The sequence below is a fragment of the Salinispira sp. genome (genome assembly GCF_059431795.1).
Genome location: NZ_JBXWXS010000003.1, coordinates 133,461 through 147,046, shown reverse-complemented (window position 1 = coordinate 147,046; position 13,586 = coordinate 133,461). Strand labels below are relative to the sequence as shown.

Sequence of the window (13,586 nt, the reverse complement as noted above, 5' to 3'; positions counted from 1 at the left end):
ATCTTTGCTTGATATTTCGCATACTTTGTTCGAATATACATAGTAAGATGTCTGTAATTACCAGTGATAGTGATAAACTACGGGAGATTATCGCCATTGATTCTGAACTCAACAAGATTCAGGATCAAGATATACTCCTTGAACGGATCCTTTCTGTAGCCCGGCGGATAACCAATGCCGATGCGGGATCCATATATATAAAGCGGGACAATAACCTTGATATCAAGTACGCCCAGAATGATTCTCTTCAGAAAGCTCTGGACCCCGGTCAAAAACTCATTTATAAATTCTTTACAATTCCGGTGAACTCCAAGTCCATTGCCGGATATTGTGCATCACAGAAGAAGCTGCTGAATATTCCCGACTACTATGGAATTCCAAAGGATGCCCCATACTCTCACAACACCAAGTACGACAAGGATGCGGGATATGTAACTAAATCCATGCTGGCCATCCCCCTGCTCAATAACATGGGTGCCTGTCTTGGTGTACTGCAAATCATCAACAAAATGAACGATGAAGGAGAGCTCATTGCATTTACTAATGAAGATGAGCAACTGGTTCGACATTTTGCGGTAAACGTGGTTATTGCCCTGGAAAAGGCCCAGATGACTCGGGCCATTTTGCAGAGGATGGTCCAAATGGCTGAACTTCGGGATCCCAAGGAAACCGGGCCTCATGTTAACCGGGTAGCCGGATTCAGCGTTGAGTTATATGACCGTTGGGCGTTCAAAATGGGCATACCCGAGCACAAACGCAATAAGGATCGGGATATTTTCCGAATGGCGTCAATGCTTCACGATGTGGGCAAAGTGGGAATATCAGATACGATTCTAAAAAAACCCGGACGATTCGATGAGGATGAGTACAGCATTATGAAGTCCCACACCCTGATCGGGGCACGACTGTTCAGTGACAGTCAATCGGAATTTGATCAGGTGGCCCAGACGGTGGTGCTGAACCATCACGAAAACTGGGACGGAACGGGGTATCCCGGGCACATCGACACCGAAACCGGCAATGTATTACAAGCCGATGCCGAAGGAAACGCCATAGGAAAAAAGGGCACGGAAATCCCGGTGTTCGGAAGAATTGTTGCAATAGCCGACGTATACGATGCCCTTCGCTGTAAGCGCGTTTACAAAGAAGCGTGGAAAGAAGAAGACGTCCTGGAAGAGATTAAAAAACTGTCGGGGACTAAATTCGATCCCGATCTTGTGGATATCTTTTTTGAAGTCTACGACAGACTGCAAACCGTAGCCGACCAGTATCCTGACGAGAGCGAATAGGCTGCCGCCGCCTCATGCCGCGGCAGCCGTATCTTTCGGATCGTTACAACAGGTCAAGCGTCCTTAAATGCGGCAACCAGCTGCTCAACCATATCTTTTCCATCCCCGAATAGCATGAGCGTATTATCACCCGCAAAAAGTGGGTTGGGAATACCTGCAAAACCGGGGCTGAGACTCCGCTTAATCACCACCACAGTCCGGCTTTTATCCACATCCAGAATGGGCATGCCGCTGATTGGGCTGCCGCTGGCCTCTCTGGCCAGTGGGTTCACCACATCATTGGCACCCAGCACAATGGTTACATCGGTGTTGCTGAACCCGGGATTAATCACATCCATTTCCTTCAGTTTATCGTAGGAAATATTTTCCTCGGCAAGGAGAACATTCATGTGACCGGGCATACGCCCAGCAACTGGATGAATCCCGAATTCCACTTCTATGCTCTCCTGCTCCATAATCTCTGTAAGCTGACGGACTGCAGTTTGTGCCCTGGCCACTGCCATGCCATACCCAGGCACAAACACCACCCGCCGGGCCATTTTCAGGATCATGGCCACCTCATCGGGAGATGTGGATTTCACCTTGCCTGCGTACATTTCGTCTGCGCTTTCAGTGTCGTTCTGATCTGCCGCTCCAAGTCCCCCAAACAGGACATTCAACAGGCTCCGGTTCATCGCCTTGCACATAATTTGGGTAAGAATGATCCCTGAGGCACCCACCAGCGATCCTGCAATAATTAGAATGCTGTTACTGATGACGAACCCGGTAGCCGCAGCGGCAATACCAGAGTATGAGTTCAGCAATGCGATAACGATGGGCATGTCGGCCCCTCCGATAGGAATCGTGAGAAGAAGCCCAAGAAGGGAGGCAAGCCCAATGAGCAGCCAAAGATAGAGAAGATTTCCGGGGTTCAACACCAGCAGGACAGCAAGAACCACAATGCCCGCGCCGGCAACGGCCTTTATAAACTGATCTCCGGGGTAGCGCACCGCCTTCTCGGTAACTATTCCGGAAAGTTTGCCGAAAGCCACAAGCGATCCCCAAAAAGTTACCGTACCGATCAACGCGGATAATACGGTGGCAATGAGAAACTGCAGATCCCCCGTTGAAGCTCCGCTGACTGCCGGGCCTCCCCCGGTAACCGCCTCAAATAGCGCTGCGGTTGCAACAAGCACCGATGCTCCGCCTCCGAAGCCGTTAAACAACCCCACCATCTGTGGCATGGCAGTCATTTGAATTGTCAGTGCAATAATGGTGCCGATCACCGCACCCACAGCCATGCCGATTATTATCAGCTGAAAGCTGAGAATTTCAGCATTCAACAGGGTGGCAATAATGGCAATCAGCATTCCCAGTGCACTGAGAAGGTTGCCTCCTACGGCGGACCGGGGATGAGAGAGGCCTTTTAGTCCCAGGGTGAAAAAAACAGCGGCAATCAGGTACATACCGGCTATTAGAACGTTCATATCAATATTCATGCATACCGCCTATTTCTTTTTGAATTTACCCAGCATTCTATGGGTAACCAGGTATCCGCCCACCACGTTAATTGTGGCGAAAATCAGGGCTATCATTCCCAAAATTATTCCCAGTTGAGTGTTTTCCCCGCCGGTGGCGATAAGAGCCCCGATAACGGTAATACCGGAGATGGCATTTGATCCGGACATCAACGGTGTATGAAGAATGGGCGGTACTTTCGTTATCAGTTCAAAGCCGAGAAAAACCGCAAGCACAAATACGGTCAGCAGTTGTACAAGTTCCATCTGTCCCCCTTATAATCCCAGAAGTTGTTTTCGTTCTTCCACAGGCAGCTCACCCTTATGAGTAACAATGGTTGAGCTGATAATTTCATCCTCCATATCTATGGAGAAATTTCCCTCCTTGTCGAAGAAGTTCAAAAAGAAGGTTTCAATATTTTTTCCATACAACTGACTGGCGTGATACGCCAGACTAGATGGTATGTTTACCGGGCCGAGAATGTTCACGCCGTGATGATTCACCGTTTCACCGGCTTTTGACAACTCACAGTTGCCCCCCCGCTCAACAGCCATATCAACAATTACAGAACCCGGGTTCATTGCCTCCACCATTTCTGTGGTTACAAGCACGGGGGATTTTTTCCCGGGAATAGCAGCGGTGGTTATTACCACATCGCTGTCACCGATTACTTCAGTCATCATCTTCCGCTGTTTGCGGTAGAATTCCTCATTCATTTCCCGGGCGTATCCGCCGCTCCCTTCGGCACTTTGAGTTTCAAGTTCCATTTCGACAAATTTAGCGCCAAGGCTTTCAACCTGCTCCTTCACCGCAGGCCTGATATCGTATGCAGAAACCAGAGCTCCAAGACGTTTTGCGGTTGCAATTGCCTGAAGGCCGGCCACCCCAACACCCACAATAAACACTTTGGCGGGTACAATAGTTCCGGCGGCGGTCATCATCATGGGGAACATCTTCGAAAGCTCTCCGGCTGCCAGAAGCACTGCCTTATATCCCGCCAGATTTGCCATTGAGGAGAGAACATCCATGCTCTGTGCTCTGGTGATTCTTGGAATCAGTTCGAGAGCGAAGCTGCTGATATTTTTATCCCGGTAGATCTCAAAACCCCGATGAGACTGATACGGATCCATAGAACCGATAACTATCTGTCCATCTTTCATCAGAGCGGCATCCTTTGCTCCCTGCTCCCCGGCGGCTGCAGCACTGCGGACGGTAAAAAGGACATCAGAGCTGGAGAAAACATCATCTCTTGCTACAATTTCCGCCCCCTTTTCGGCATAGCTCTCATCGGTGTAGCCCGAAAGAAAGCCGGCACCTTTTTCAATGAGAACCCGATGTCCGGCTTTGCCAAGCTTCTGTACCTGTGACGGTACACAAGCCACCCGGTTTTCACCGGGATACAATTCCTTTGGAATGCCTATTACCATACAAACCCCTATGTAATATATAGTGTTTCACCCCGTCGGTCGGGGCGTCCGGAGTATTGCCGGAATCTTTGATTGTTTACCTGCGGTAATTTCAAAACACCATTTGGAAAGTTGCTTCCGTGTATTTTGATTTCCAAAACCCTAAACTTCCGGTACCAGTACCCTAAACTTGCGGGTAATTGAAGGCAGGGGGTTCAGTCAATTGACCGCCCCTGCCCTTTCCAGCCAGACATGCTGCTGTGAATATTCAAGAGCCTTGTGAACCCCTGAAACCAGGAATCGGGAAGAACGGCACGGAAGAACAGCGCAGACGTCACCGATCGGGGCAGCATTACCCGGTTCTTTCGCTTCCGAATGCTCCGCACGATGGCTTTCGCCACATCCGCATGACTTTTCACCGGCGGAACGATCAGGGCACCCAGCCCCTTAAGCCGTGCACCCTCAAACATTCCTTTGGCTAAATACGAGGGATGAATGGTGGTGACCCCCAGCCGGGAGTTACCACGGGCACGGATTTCCTGACGGAGGGCTTCAGAGAATCCCCAAACACCCCATTTTGCTCCCGAATAGGCGGCCAATCCAGCAGTTCCGATAACTCCCGCCGCGGAAGAGATGTTTACAATTCTTGCATCTGCGGATTTTTCCAAAATTTCCAGTGCCTGATAGCTGAGATACATTAATGCTTCAAGATTGATTGAAAGAGTTCGGGACCAATACTGAAATTCCCGCTCCTGGAAAAACCCGTGAGCTACATATCCGGCATTGTTAATGAGCACATCCAGCCCCGAGAGAGCCTGTGCGGAGCGTGCCAGGGCGCGGTCAACCTCCGGGTAATCAGTTACATCGCAATTTTCGCAATGGATACTGTATCCCAGATTGGCGCACTCCTGTTGAAAGGCATCAAGAGCTTCCCGATTGAAATCCCAAACCGATAGTCTGGCACCAAGCCCCAGAAGAAGCAAAGACGTTTCCCGGCCGATTCCTCCGGCCCCTCCGGTAATAATCACTCTGCTGCCCTGAAAGTTGAAACCCATGAAGCCTCCCGGAAGTATTCGTAGCTGTGCTAATCCGCCGAATCTCCGCCTCCGCCCAGCACTTTTAGGGCCTCATGCCGATCCGGCATGTTTTGATTATACCATATTCCTTGAGTAATTTTCACAGAAATTATTTTGTGCACCGCTTCATCCAGGCGTTCCGGAAGAATTTCTCTGCGAATCAGGGCCGTCCGGATTGCCTCCCGCTGTTTATAGGGAGACGGCGGGATCAGAAGCATGTCCGACCCTGCTGCAATTGCCAGAACCCCGGCATCCTCGGGGCTGTCAACTGCGCTCAGCCCCCGCATCTCCAGAGCATCCGTAATTATGAGCCCCTGAAATCCCAGCTCATCCCTGAGAATATCCCGGTTGAACACCGGAGATAACGATGCTGGAATATCATTCGGCTCAATTTCCGGAAAATAGAGATGGGCGGTCATAATACCCAGTGCACCGGCACGTATTCCCGCCTGAAACGGCTTGAGCTCCACTTCCCGCAAACGCTGAAGATCGAAGGGGAGACGGATAATTTCGAAATGGCTGTCTCCGGAACTCTCGCCATGCCCGGGAAAGTGCTTGAGAACCGAAACCACCCCTTGTTCCTGGAGCGCTTTCACTCCGCTGCGGATGAAGGGAACTACTTCTTCGGCGGTTCGCCCGAATGCCCTTGTTGCAACCAGCTCATTATCCGGATTGCTTAGAATATCAGCCACAGGTGCGAAATTCATATTAAATCCCAGAACCGCCAGCTCCCGGGCCAGGACAGCGTATATCCGATACAAATTCTCCGGTCCCCCCCTGGCTATCCGTTCGGCGCTGGGCACCGGGGTTACCGGGATTTTCCCGCTGCGCGGCAGACGACGCACCAGCCCCCCCTCTTCATCGGCGGCAATAAACGGCGCGTATTTGCTATTGCGGATAATTCCCCGGTTCAGATTGATCAGCTGCTCCGTATTATCCATGTTTTCTCTGAAGAGGATAACTCCACCGGGTGCCAGATCTTTTAGCAGCGTTTTTTCAGCATCGCCCAATTGGAGCACGCCCACGCCCCGGATATCGTATCGCAGCTGCACAAGAAGAAGCTGGCCGATTTTTTCATCAATACTCATCTTCGATATAATTTCCCAGGCGGGATCCGGGTACCGGGGATACACAGATCCCTCATATCCGGCCCTATCCGACTCTTGTGAAGAGCTGTCCATACTATGGCTCCCGCATGAAACGCTGATCAGCATAATATTGATCAGCATAATAAGGAGTGCTATTATGTAGAGAGAAATATGATGATGTTTTTTCCGGGGTCGTCGGGGCTTCAAGAAATCTCCTGGTCCAAGCTTGTTTCAGCATAGCCTTTAATTATATGCAAATACTTGCAATCCCGGACCCACTAGCAGCATTAGAAGAATTCAACTGTATACAAATTCACACACATGGCCCTGCTTTTCTGAAACGGAAAACGGCAGGCTTTATAACTTGTTCTAATACAATGTTTTGTTGACCCGTTTTTTAATCCATAAGATGGCACGCTTATTGCTTATATATTTCCAGCAGCATCTAAAAGGGATATACTGATATGAGCGATCATAGTTTACCATTAATCGTTACACAAAATGGACGGATCAAGTCAATCTCCAAAGAGATTAGAACAGAGATAATCCGTAAAACCATCCATATGCTTATTGCATTTGTGCCGTTGCTGGCTCAGTCCTTTGGGCGCACAACCGCAGTGGTACTGCTTCTTGCAGGAATTCTCATTTACAGTTTTGCCGAAGCACTCCGTCTCAAGGGTACACATGTTTTTCTCATTACCAAACTCACACGACTGTCTTCACGCCGCAGAGATCAGGGACACTTTGTTCTCGCTCCGGTTACCCTCGGTTTTGGTGCTCTGCTTGCCCTCACCTTTTATCCCGAACCCGCTGCTTCTGTTGCAATCTATGCTCTGGCTTTTGGTGACGGCCTCTCCAGTCTCTTCGGAAAGATATTCGGAACCACCAAGATTCCCTACACAGGCGGAAAATCCTTGGAGGGTTCGTTCACCTGTTTCACCGCAGTATTTTTCAGCAGCTTTATCGTTCTCCAGAATAGTTTTCTTGCACTGAGCATTGCATTGTTTGCTACACTCCTGGAGGCACTTCCTACACGGGACTTTGATAATCTGGTGCTTCCTGCAGGAACCGGTCTGTTCGCCGCGTTACTGCTGTTGTAAATCAGCGTGCTGCAGAATTCTTGGGAGAACCCTGCATCGCTGTATCAGTACCAGAAAAAGTCATAAAAAAGCCGCAAGAAGTACATCACAATCCCTACACCCAGCAACACCGCACCCACTGCACTACCGGCGATACTTTGTGAAAAAAATATCAAACTGTGTCCGATCATAAACATCGATGCGGACATCACCCTTAAAAATTCATCTGTGCTGAACCGCTCCCAAAAATGTAGAGCGTAACCAAGAATAGTTATCAGAATCACCCCGCCGGCCATCCACTGCAGACGTCCGCTGTAGGCAAGGGTGTAGAGAAAATTCCGGGAAAATTGTGATGTGTCCACAGGCAGATACAGAGAAATAAACATGGAGACGGCAACAATAATAATTAATGCAGTACCCTGATGCTGGAATTTAATTCCTACAAAATAAAGGCTGATAAGAAAAACCGAGAAAAGTCCCCCAAGATACATGCTTAAACATACCCGGGTAAGAATCACCAGTACGTCCAGATCCGCTCCAAGAATATACAGATAGAGAGATAGGGCTTTGAGAGACTCTCCGCTCAGACTCACCAGAAACAGAAAAAAGAACATTAGGTGGGATGCGCTGATTCTTCTGAAAAACCGTAGAAACACTCCGGCAGCAGCCAGGGAAATGATCAGGCTGCCTGCGGAAACCAGCGTGACTCTGAGAAGATTTGCTCTGCCCGTCAGATTCCCTCCTTCCTGCAGCAAATCAGAAAGGGAACTTTGTGGAGTACTGATAAACGGAATTCCCGGCAAATTCAGAGATAAATCCGGCAGCATACCCGGAAGAAAAGTGTATATGGTTAGAATGGCCGCAGCCGTAGTAGATGCAATAATCAAAATAAACAGCAGCCAGTAAACTCCGTTTCGCGTCCGTACCGTCATACCTGAAAGTATAGCATGCACCGCCGGAGAAAAAGCTATAGATTTTTCCCCGATGTTCGATAAACTATATGGAGGATCATCCATGGAAAAGAATTCACTTCGATGCTCATTTCGCATTTTTCTCCTTGCACTCATAATGGCTGCAGGCCCTGCACATCTGTTTGCCGGTGATATTGCATCCTTCATGAACCTGGGGTTCTCCCCGGATGGTTCGACGTTCATGTTCGGACAATACGGTATTCATGACGACAGTTCAAAACCCTATGCAGAAAGCTATATTGTAGATGTTGAAGCAAATGAATTTGTCCCCGGCGGCACTGCTCAGTTTATTTCAGATAATGCCGCACAGCCCGGACAAGATGGGATCGGAGCCCTATTCAACCTGGTTGGAATGCAGCATGAAATCGCTGTGAACTATGAGATTGATCATCTTCGTTCCGGGAGATTGGTGTATCTCTATATCAACGGAAATGAGCCCAAGCGCCAAATCTCGTTCCGGGATTTCAACACCGGAAATTCCTACACCATTGAACTTGTACAGAATGTCCGGGGTGATGCAGAGAATCCTGAAGCAGCTTTCCACATCAATCTGAACAGTGTGTCCACCGACGGGACCCGAAATGCCAGAACTATCGGTTTACCCAACTATTACCGGAAAAACCTGAATAATTATAATCTGAAGCAGGTATTGATATCTCCCGATGAAGATTCCGTTATTATCGTGGTCGAAAAAATCCTGGATGCCGAAGATGGCCGTTATCTCCGCTACATGGTTGAAACTGCGCGCCTTTCCAACTAATATCAGCATCAAATCACATATCCTATGAAGGACCTTTCAAAACAGAAATTTTGAAAGATCCTCATATACGCTGGATTAACACAGGAAGATACACATGGCAGAAAAAATTACTCCCCGAAGCGAGAACTATTCCGATTGGTACATTGATATTGTTACCCAGGCGAAACTTGCGGATTACAGCCCGGTGCGTGGAAGCATGGTGATCCGTCCCCGGGGATATGCCATTTGGGAAAAGGTTCAGTCAGCTCTGGATACAATGTTCAAAGAAACCGGCCACGAAAACGCCTACTTTCCCCTCCTGATTCCCGAAGAATTCATGCGCCGGGAAGCGGAACACGTTGAAGGATTCGCTCCTGAGCTTGCGGTTGTTACCCACGGCGGCGGTCAGGAACTCGATGAGCCTCTGGTTATCCGTCCCACATCTGAAACAATTATCTGGAGCATGTATAAAAAGTGGATTCAGTCCTATCGTGACCTTCCGTTGCTGATCAACCAATGGGCAAATGTGATGCGTTGGGAAAAGCGGACCCGCCTTTTCCTGAGAACCTCGGAATTTCTCTGGCAGGAGGGGCATACCGCCCATGCCACCGCCGAGGAGGCGGAGGAAGAAACCAAAACCATGCTCAATGTATATAAAACCTTCGCTGAAGATTACATGGCGCTACCCGTACTCACGGGGGTGAAAAGCGAAAATGAGAAATTCGCCGGCGCCATCGATACATATGCAATCGAAGCCCTGATGCAGGACGGAAAAGCCCTCCAGGCCGGCACCAGCCACTTTCTCGGTCAGAATTTTGCCAAGGCGTTCGATGTCAGCTTTCAAAATAAAGAAGGAAAGCTCGAGCATGTATGGGCCAGCTCCTGGGGTGTCTCCACCCGTCTAATCGGCGCACTGATTATGGCCCACTCGGATGACAGCGGCCTGGTGCTGCCCCCCCGCCTTGCCCCCACCAAAGTTGCGGTGGTTCCCATCTTCCGTAACAAAACCAAAGAACAGGTAATGTCCTATGCTGAAAAGATCTTCGGTGAAATTAAGGAACAGGTGGGCGGACTGCCGAAGTCAGTAATTCTGGATACCGACGAACAAAACTCTCCCGGCTGGAAATTCGCCGAATATGAGATGCTGGGTGTACCCATCCGGGTGGAAATTGGACCCCGGGATATGGAGAACAACAAAGTGATGGTTGTCCGGCGGGATACCAAGGAGAAGATCCTCATGGATGCCGCCGAAGCTCCTGCGAAGATTCCCCAATTGCTGGAAGAAATCCAACAAGGTCTTTTTGAGAAGGCTAAAGAATTCCGGGATTCAAACAGCCGGAGTGCAGAGAGCTATGAGGAATTCAAAGACATTTTCAGCGGTGATGGAGGCAAAGGCTTTGTGACCGCTGCCTGGAACGGAGATCCTGCGGTAGAAGACCGAATTAAAGGGGAAACCAAGGCAACCATCAGAGTGCTGCCCTTCGGCAATGAAGAAGAAGCACGGGGGAAAACCTGTATTTTTACCGGTGAACCGGCTAAACATATGGCGGTATTCGCCCGGGCATACTGACAGAAGCCCCGGCTTCGGGGTTTGCAGCTCAGTATGTAATATCAATGGCGCAGATATTTTCCGCGCCTTCTCTGCTTTTCACTGCAGCCCATGATATACTGTCTAGCATGAAGATCCGGCTGATATGTGTTGTGTTGATGGTTATTCTCATTATTCCCGCCTGGGCCGTGGATATAGATATCCAACTGTTCAGGGGAGGTCTCCTCTGGCAGGGACAGTCGCAGGAGACCGATGTTACCGACGGGGAAGCAAACGGCATTGACGTCGGGGAAGCAAACGGCATTGCCGCCAGCCAGATTATCACCTATGCAGGAGCCGGAGTAAACTTTTCATTCAGCGATTTTCTGGGTTTCGCCCCGGCACTGGATGTGTATTCGGACGAGATGGTCTATCTTGAAGAGTACGGAAGAGCCTTTCCAACCCAAAAGACAACAGGAAGCTTTACCGGTCCTGTGGCCGTTCTCCTTGTCCTGAACCTCAATCTTCCCTGGTATATGCAGGTTGATATCAGCGGCATGACTTCATTTTCCCTTGCTGCCGGTCCTGGGCTGCTATTCAGAATACCGGTAATTCCCCTGGATGGCACACAAAGCATGGCGGAAATTTCCAATTACACACTGGGCAGCGGTAGATGGCTGAATTTCCAACTGGAACCGGCCCTTGATTTCCAGGTAAACGATTGGTTCGGATTCAGCGTGGGTTCGAAAGTGATCCTGCCCATCTGGCATCTTTGGGATGGAACGGACCTGCCATTTTGGGACACCCTCAGTGTAGGCACTATGATACGGATGAACCTTCTCCTATAGCGCAAATGAAGGCTCCGAATTCATGCCTGCAATCGAACAGGTCCTCTGACACGACGATGAGAGGAAATGAACGCCCCAAAGAGTGTGGAAAGCGTTCCGCTACAGATAATCCTTCACCGTAACATTGCGCACCATGCTTTCACGGTCTGCAACCAATTGGTTAATTAAAAGTATAACGATAACATCAACAAGAACCGAGAGAGCGGTAAGGATTGGTGCAATGGGAAGGAGAATGAGAAATCCCTCCTCAAGACCCTGTCCGTACCATGCAGATATCAGCGATAAACTCACGACCATTCCGCTTCCCGGCACCGTTCCCAGCATAAAGCTGATAAGAATACTGGAACCGATAATCCAGATATACTGAACGAAGGTAATGTCCAGACTGGAATATGACCTGAGTATCAACACAAAGCTGATGGCGGTCACAAGGGTGGTGCCGCTTCTGCTGAAGACTGCCCCAAGAGGCAGCATGGCCGAGCCTGCCTTTTGCTGGATACCCATGTTTTCCCCCACAATTCCATGGGCTGAACTGAGAGTAAAATAGATATCACCGGAAATAAGGGCTGAAATCCCCGCTGGAAATGCGGAGAACAACCAGAGAAAAGGATTCCGTTCCCGGCTTCCCAGAAAATAGAGAAGCACAGGAATGAGAATGAACAGCACAAAGATCACAGCAGCAATCACCACAAAGAGCAGCTGGGTGAACAGCTCAAGATCAGCCATGCCCCGGAACTGGGATGTGCGGTACGCCGCCATGAAAAACAGTCCGATGCTCAGAATTTCCAGAATAACTCTGTTCAGGTTATAGAACACCCGGCTCAAACTTTCGAACACATCTATTACCGGCGCGGAAACAGAGCGGTTACGCAGTAGCCCAATTCCAAGAATGACTGCAAAGATAATGAGAGGGAGCAGAAAGTCTCCGCTGCCGGTAAATACGGTAAAGAGATTTTTTGGAAAAACCCTGGAAAATTGTTCGGCAAGACCCGGGAGAGGAGTCACCTGGGCTTCTTCAATAATTATAGGCACCCTGTCAGGTGAGAACACCGCCACAAACACTGCGCCGATAATTCCCGATCCGAGAGCTGCGGTGACAATATACGCCAGACTCCGTCCATATACATTGAAAAACCGGTTTTCCAGCCACAACTCATAGGTACCGATTGTCAGCCCGAAAAACACAAGGGGAAAAATAAGATAACGCCCGATGTGCAATACATAGGTGTACAGATTCTGTAAATATACTTCGGTATCGCCGCCGTTGAGAGGAAGCAGAATTCCCAAGAGAATTCCCGCTGCTGCGGCGATCAGGTATTTCATCCAGAGTTTCATGAATCGAGCTTAATAGAAAGGCCGGGGCAGGTCAATCAGCGTCCGAATCCGAAAAACCCGGTTTTATTTTTATTGTACCACTTTCCGCCGGGACGCTCCTGGAGCACGGTCTCGCAGATGAACTCCGCATAGCTGTCTGTATCATGATCATTGTCGGTAAAGCCCCGGATTTGGAATTTTTCCCGTCCGTAATAGGTGAAGAAGGCATTGCTCATAGATTCAATGCCCCCAAGTAACAATGCATCGAAGGGTGCGGGAACGCTCGGTCCGGTGTTGTGAATCACAATATTAATGGATCCCCCGTTTCGGTGCTGGAAATGGCCAAGGCTTTCCTTCAGTAAAAATACAAATCCCTTGATTTCCTCATCTATGCCGGTCTCAATCTGTCTGCTGGTCATCATTTGAAGCTGATCCGAATTCCCCATTATGGAAAAAAGAATAAAAACATGATCAAGCTCAATCTTTTTATTCCGTAGATCCAGAAAAAGCGCCCGGGAGAAAAAGGGGGAGCGGCGGTCGTGGGGCGTAATGATCAGACGTTCGGGATCCTCATCGGGATACAGCACCGTCTCATCCTCTTTTTCAACTGTTGCAATGATTCTATCGCCCTGTTTAAGCCAGCGTTTAGCCAGACTGGTGTTCAGAGGGCTTTGATTTCCTGTTATCAGAAGGGTGTCTTCCATGCTAACTTGAGTCTATATTCAGGTATATCCATGGTCAAGTGGCAAGC

The 13,586-nt window shown here is 49.3% G+C and carries 13 protein-coding genes; 5 read left to right on the top strand and 8 right to left on the bottom strand.

Features of this window, described 5'->3' with window-relative positions:
- Positions 1 to 47: 47 nt before the first annotated feature.
- Positions 48 to 1,289 (top strand): HD domain-containing phosphohydrolase, encoded by a 1,242-nt coding sequence (locus tag AC52PS_RS01805; protein ID WP_495561315.1) that lies wholly within the window; start codon positions 48 to 50, stop codon positions 1,287 to 1,289.
- A 53-nt stretch (positions 1,290 to 1,342) separates the two neighbouring features.
- On the opposite strand, the gene AC52PS_RS01800 is transcribed toward AC52PS_RS01805, so the two are convergent.
- The 5 genes from AC52PS_RS01800 to AC52PS_RS01780 all read right to left on the bottom strand — a co-directional run bounded on the left by AC52PS_RS01800 (position 1,343) and on the right by AC52PS_RS01780 (position 6,563).
- Complete coding sequence (locus AC52PS_RS01800; protein WP_495561314.1) at positions 1,343 to 2,767, bottom strand: NAD(P)(+) transhydrogenase (Re/Si-specific) subunit beta; 1,425 nt, start codon at positions 2,765 to 2,767, stop codon at positions 1,343 to 1,345.
- A gap of 9 nt (positions 2,768 to 2,776) precedes the next feature.
- A complete protein-coding gene (locus AC52PS_RS01795; protein ID WP_495561313.1) occupies positions 2,777 to 3,052 on the bottom strand; it encodes an NAD(P) transhydrogenase subunit alpha part 2 in 276 nt (91 codons plus the stop codon).
- Between the two features lie 9 nt (positions 3,053 to 3,061).
- The gene (locus AC52PS_RS01790; RefSeq protein ID WP_495561312.1) at positions 3,062 to 4,213 is read right to left on the bottom strand and encodes a Re/Si-specific NAD(P)(+) transhydrogenase subunit alpha; all 1,152 of its coding nucleotides are present in this window, start codon (positions 4,211 to 4,213) and stop codon (positions 3,062 to 3,064) included.
- A gap of 194 nt (positions 4,214 to 4,407) precedes the next feature.
- Entirely contained in the window at positions 4,408 to 5,247 is an 840-nt protein-coding gene (locus AC52PS_RS01785; RefSeq protein WP_495561311.1) for an SDR family NAD(P)-dependent oxidoreductase, read from the bottom strand.
- Between the two features lie 29 nt (positions 5,248 to 5,276).
- Positions 5,277 to 6,563, bottom strand: a complete 1,287-nt coding sequence (locus AC52PS_RS01780) for a glycoside hydrolase family 3 protein (protein ID WP_495561310.1) — start codon at positions 6,561 to 6,563, stop codon at positions 5,277 to 5,279.
- Positions 6,564 to 6,820: 257 nt separating this feature from the next.
- Here AC52PS_RS01780 and AC52PS_RS01775 point away from each other — a divergent pair, with 257 nt between their 5' ends.
- Positions 6,821 to 7,456: a diacylglycerol/polyprenol kinase family protein gene (locus tag AC52PS_RS01775; RefSeq protein WP_495561309.1), complete on the top strand. Its 636-nt coding sequence runs from the start codon at positions 6,821 to 6,823 to the stop codon at positions 7,454 to 7,456.
- 44 nt (positions 7,457 to 7,500) lie between these two features.
- On the opposite strand, the gene AC52PS_RS01770 is transcribed toward AC52PS_RS01775, so the two are convergent.
- Positions 7,501 to 8,367 (bottom strand): hypothetical protein, encoded by an 867-nt coding sequence (locus AC52PS_RS01770; RefSeq protein WP_495561308.1) that lies wholly within the window; start codon positions 8,365 to 8,367, stop codon positions 7,501 to 7,503.
- A gap of 82 nt (positions 8,368 to 8,449) precedes the next feature.
- Between AC52PS_RS01770 and AC52PS_RS01765 the strand changes: the two genes are divergently transcribed.
- From AC52PS_RS01765 to AC52PS_RS01755, 3 genes are all read left to right on the top strand, one after another.
- On the top strand, positions 8,450 to 9,166 hold the full coding sequence (locus tag AC52PS_RS01765) for a DUF2259 domain-containing protein (RefSeq protein ID WP_495561307.1): 717 nt from the start codon (positions 8,450 to 8,452) through the stop codon (positions 9,164 to 9,166).
- A gap of 94 nt (positions 9,167 to 9,260) precedes the next feature.
- On the top strand, positions 9,261 to 10,715 hold the full coding sequence (gene proS / locus AC52PS_RS01760; RefSeq protein WP_495561306.1) for a proline--tRNA ligase: 1,455 nt from the start codon (positions 9,261 to 9,263) through the stop codon (positions 10,713 to 10,715).
- A 107-nt stretch (positions 10,716 to 10,822) separates the two neighbouring features.
- On the top strand, positions 10,823 to 11,521 hold the full coding sequence (locus AC52PS_RS01755; RefSeq protein WP_495561305.1) for a hypothetical protein: 699 nt from the start codon (positions 10,823 to 10,825) through the stop codon (positions 11,519 to 11,521).
- A gap of 99 nt (positions 11,522 to 11,620) precedes the next feature.
- On the opposite strand, the gene AC52PS_RS01750 is transcribed toward AC52PS_RS01755, so the two are convergent.
- Entirely contained in the window at positions 11,621 to 12,856 is a 1,236-nt protein-coding gene (locus tag AC52PS_RS01750) for a dicarboxylate/amino acid:cation symporter (protein ID WP_495561304.1), read from the bottom strand.
- 35 nt (positions 12,857 to 12,891) lie between these two features.
- Positions 12,892 to 13,539 carry a hypothetical protein gene (locus tag AC52PS_RS01745; RefSeq protein ID WP_495561303.1) on the bottom strand — a complete coding sequence of 216 codons (648 nt, stop codon included), beginning with the start codon at positions 13,537 to 13,539 and terminating at the stop codon, positions 12,892 to 12,894.
- Between the last annotated feature and the right edge of the window lie 47 nt (positions 13,540 to 13,586).

What these genes read in the sequence shown, in the direction of transcription:
- AC52PS_RS01755 (WP_495561305.1), top strand. Translation starts at nt 10,823, where the DNA reads ATGAAGATCCGGCTGATATGTGTTGTGTTGATGGTTATTCTCATTATT.
- AC52PS_RS01800 (WP_495561314.1), bottom strand. Translation starts at nt 2,767, where the DNA reads ATGAATATTGATATGAACGTTCTAATAGCCGGTATGTACCTGATTGCC.
- AC52PS_RS01805 (WP_495561315.1), top strand. Translation starts at nt 48, where the DNA reads ATGTCTGTAATTACCAGTGATAGTGATAAACTACGGGAGATTATCGCC.
- proS (WP_495561306.1), top strand. Translation starts at nt 9,261, where the DNA reads ATGGCAGAAAAAATTACTCCCCGAAGCGAGAACTATTCCGATTGGTAC.
- AC52PS_RS01770 (WP_495561308.1), bottom strand. Translation starts at nt 8,367, where the DNA reads ATGACGGTACGGACGCGAAACGGAGTTTACTGGCTGCTGTTTATTTTG.
- AC52PS_RS01765 (WP_495561307.1), top strand. Translation starts at nt 8,450, where the DNA reads ATGGAAAAGAATTCACTTCGATGCTCATTTCGCATTTTTCTCCTTGCA.
- AC52PS_RS01750 (WP_495561304.1), bottom strand. Translation starts at nt 12,856, where the DNA reads ATGAAACTCTGGATGAAATACCTGATCGCCGCAGCAGCGGGAATTCTC.
- AC52PS_RS01790 (WP_495561312.1), bottom strand. Translation starts at nt 4,213, where the DNA reads ATGGTAATAGGCATTCCAAAGGAATTGTATCCCGGTGAAAACCGGGTG.
- AC52PS_RS01795 (WP_495561313.1), bottom strand. Translation starts at nt 3,052, where the DNA reads ATGGAACTTGTACAACTGCTGACCGTATTTGTGCTTGCGGTTTTTCTC.
- AC52PS_RS01775 (WP_495561309.1), top strand. Translation starts at nt 6,821, where the DNA reads ATGAGCGATCATAGTTTACCATTAATCGTTACACAAAATGGACGGATC.
- AC52PS_RS01785 (WP_495561311.1), bottom strand. Translation starts at nt 5,247, where the DNA reads ATGGGTTTCAACTTTCAGGGCAGCAGAGTGATTATTACCGGAGGGGCC.
- AC52PS_RS01745 (WP_495561303.1), bottom strand. Translation starts at nt 13,539, where the DNA reads ATGGAAGACACCCTTCTGATAACAGGAAATCAAAGCCCTCTGAACACC.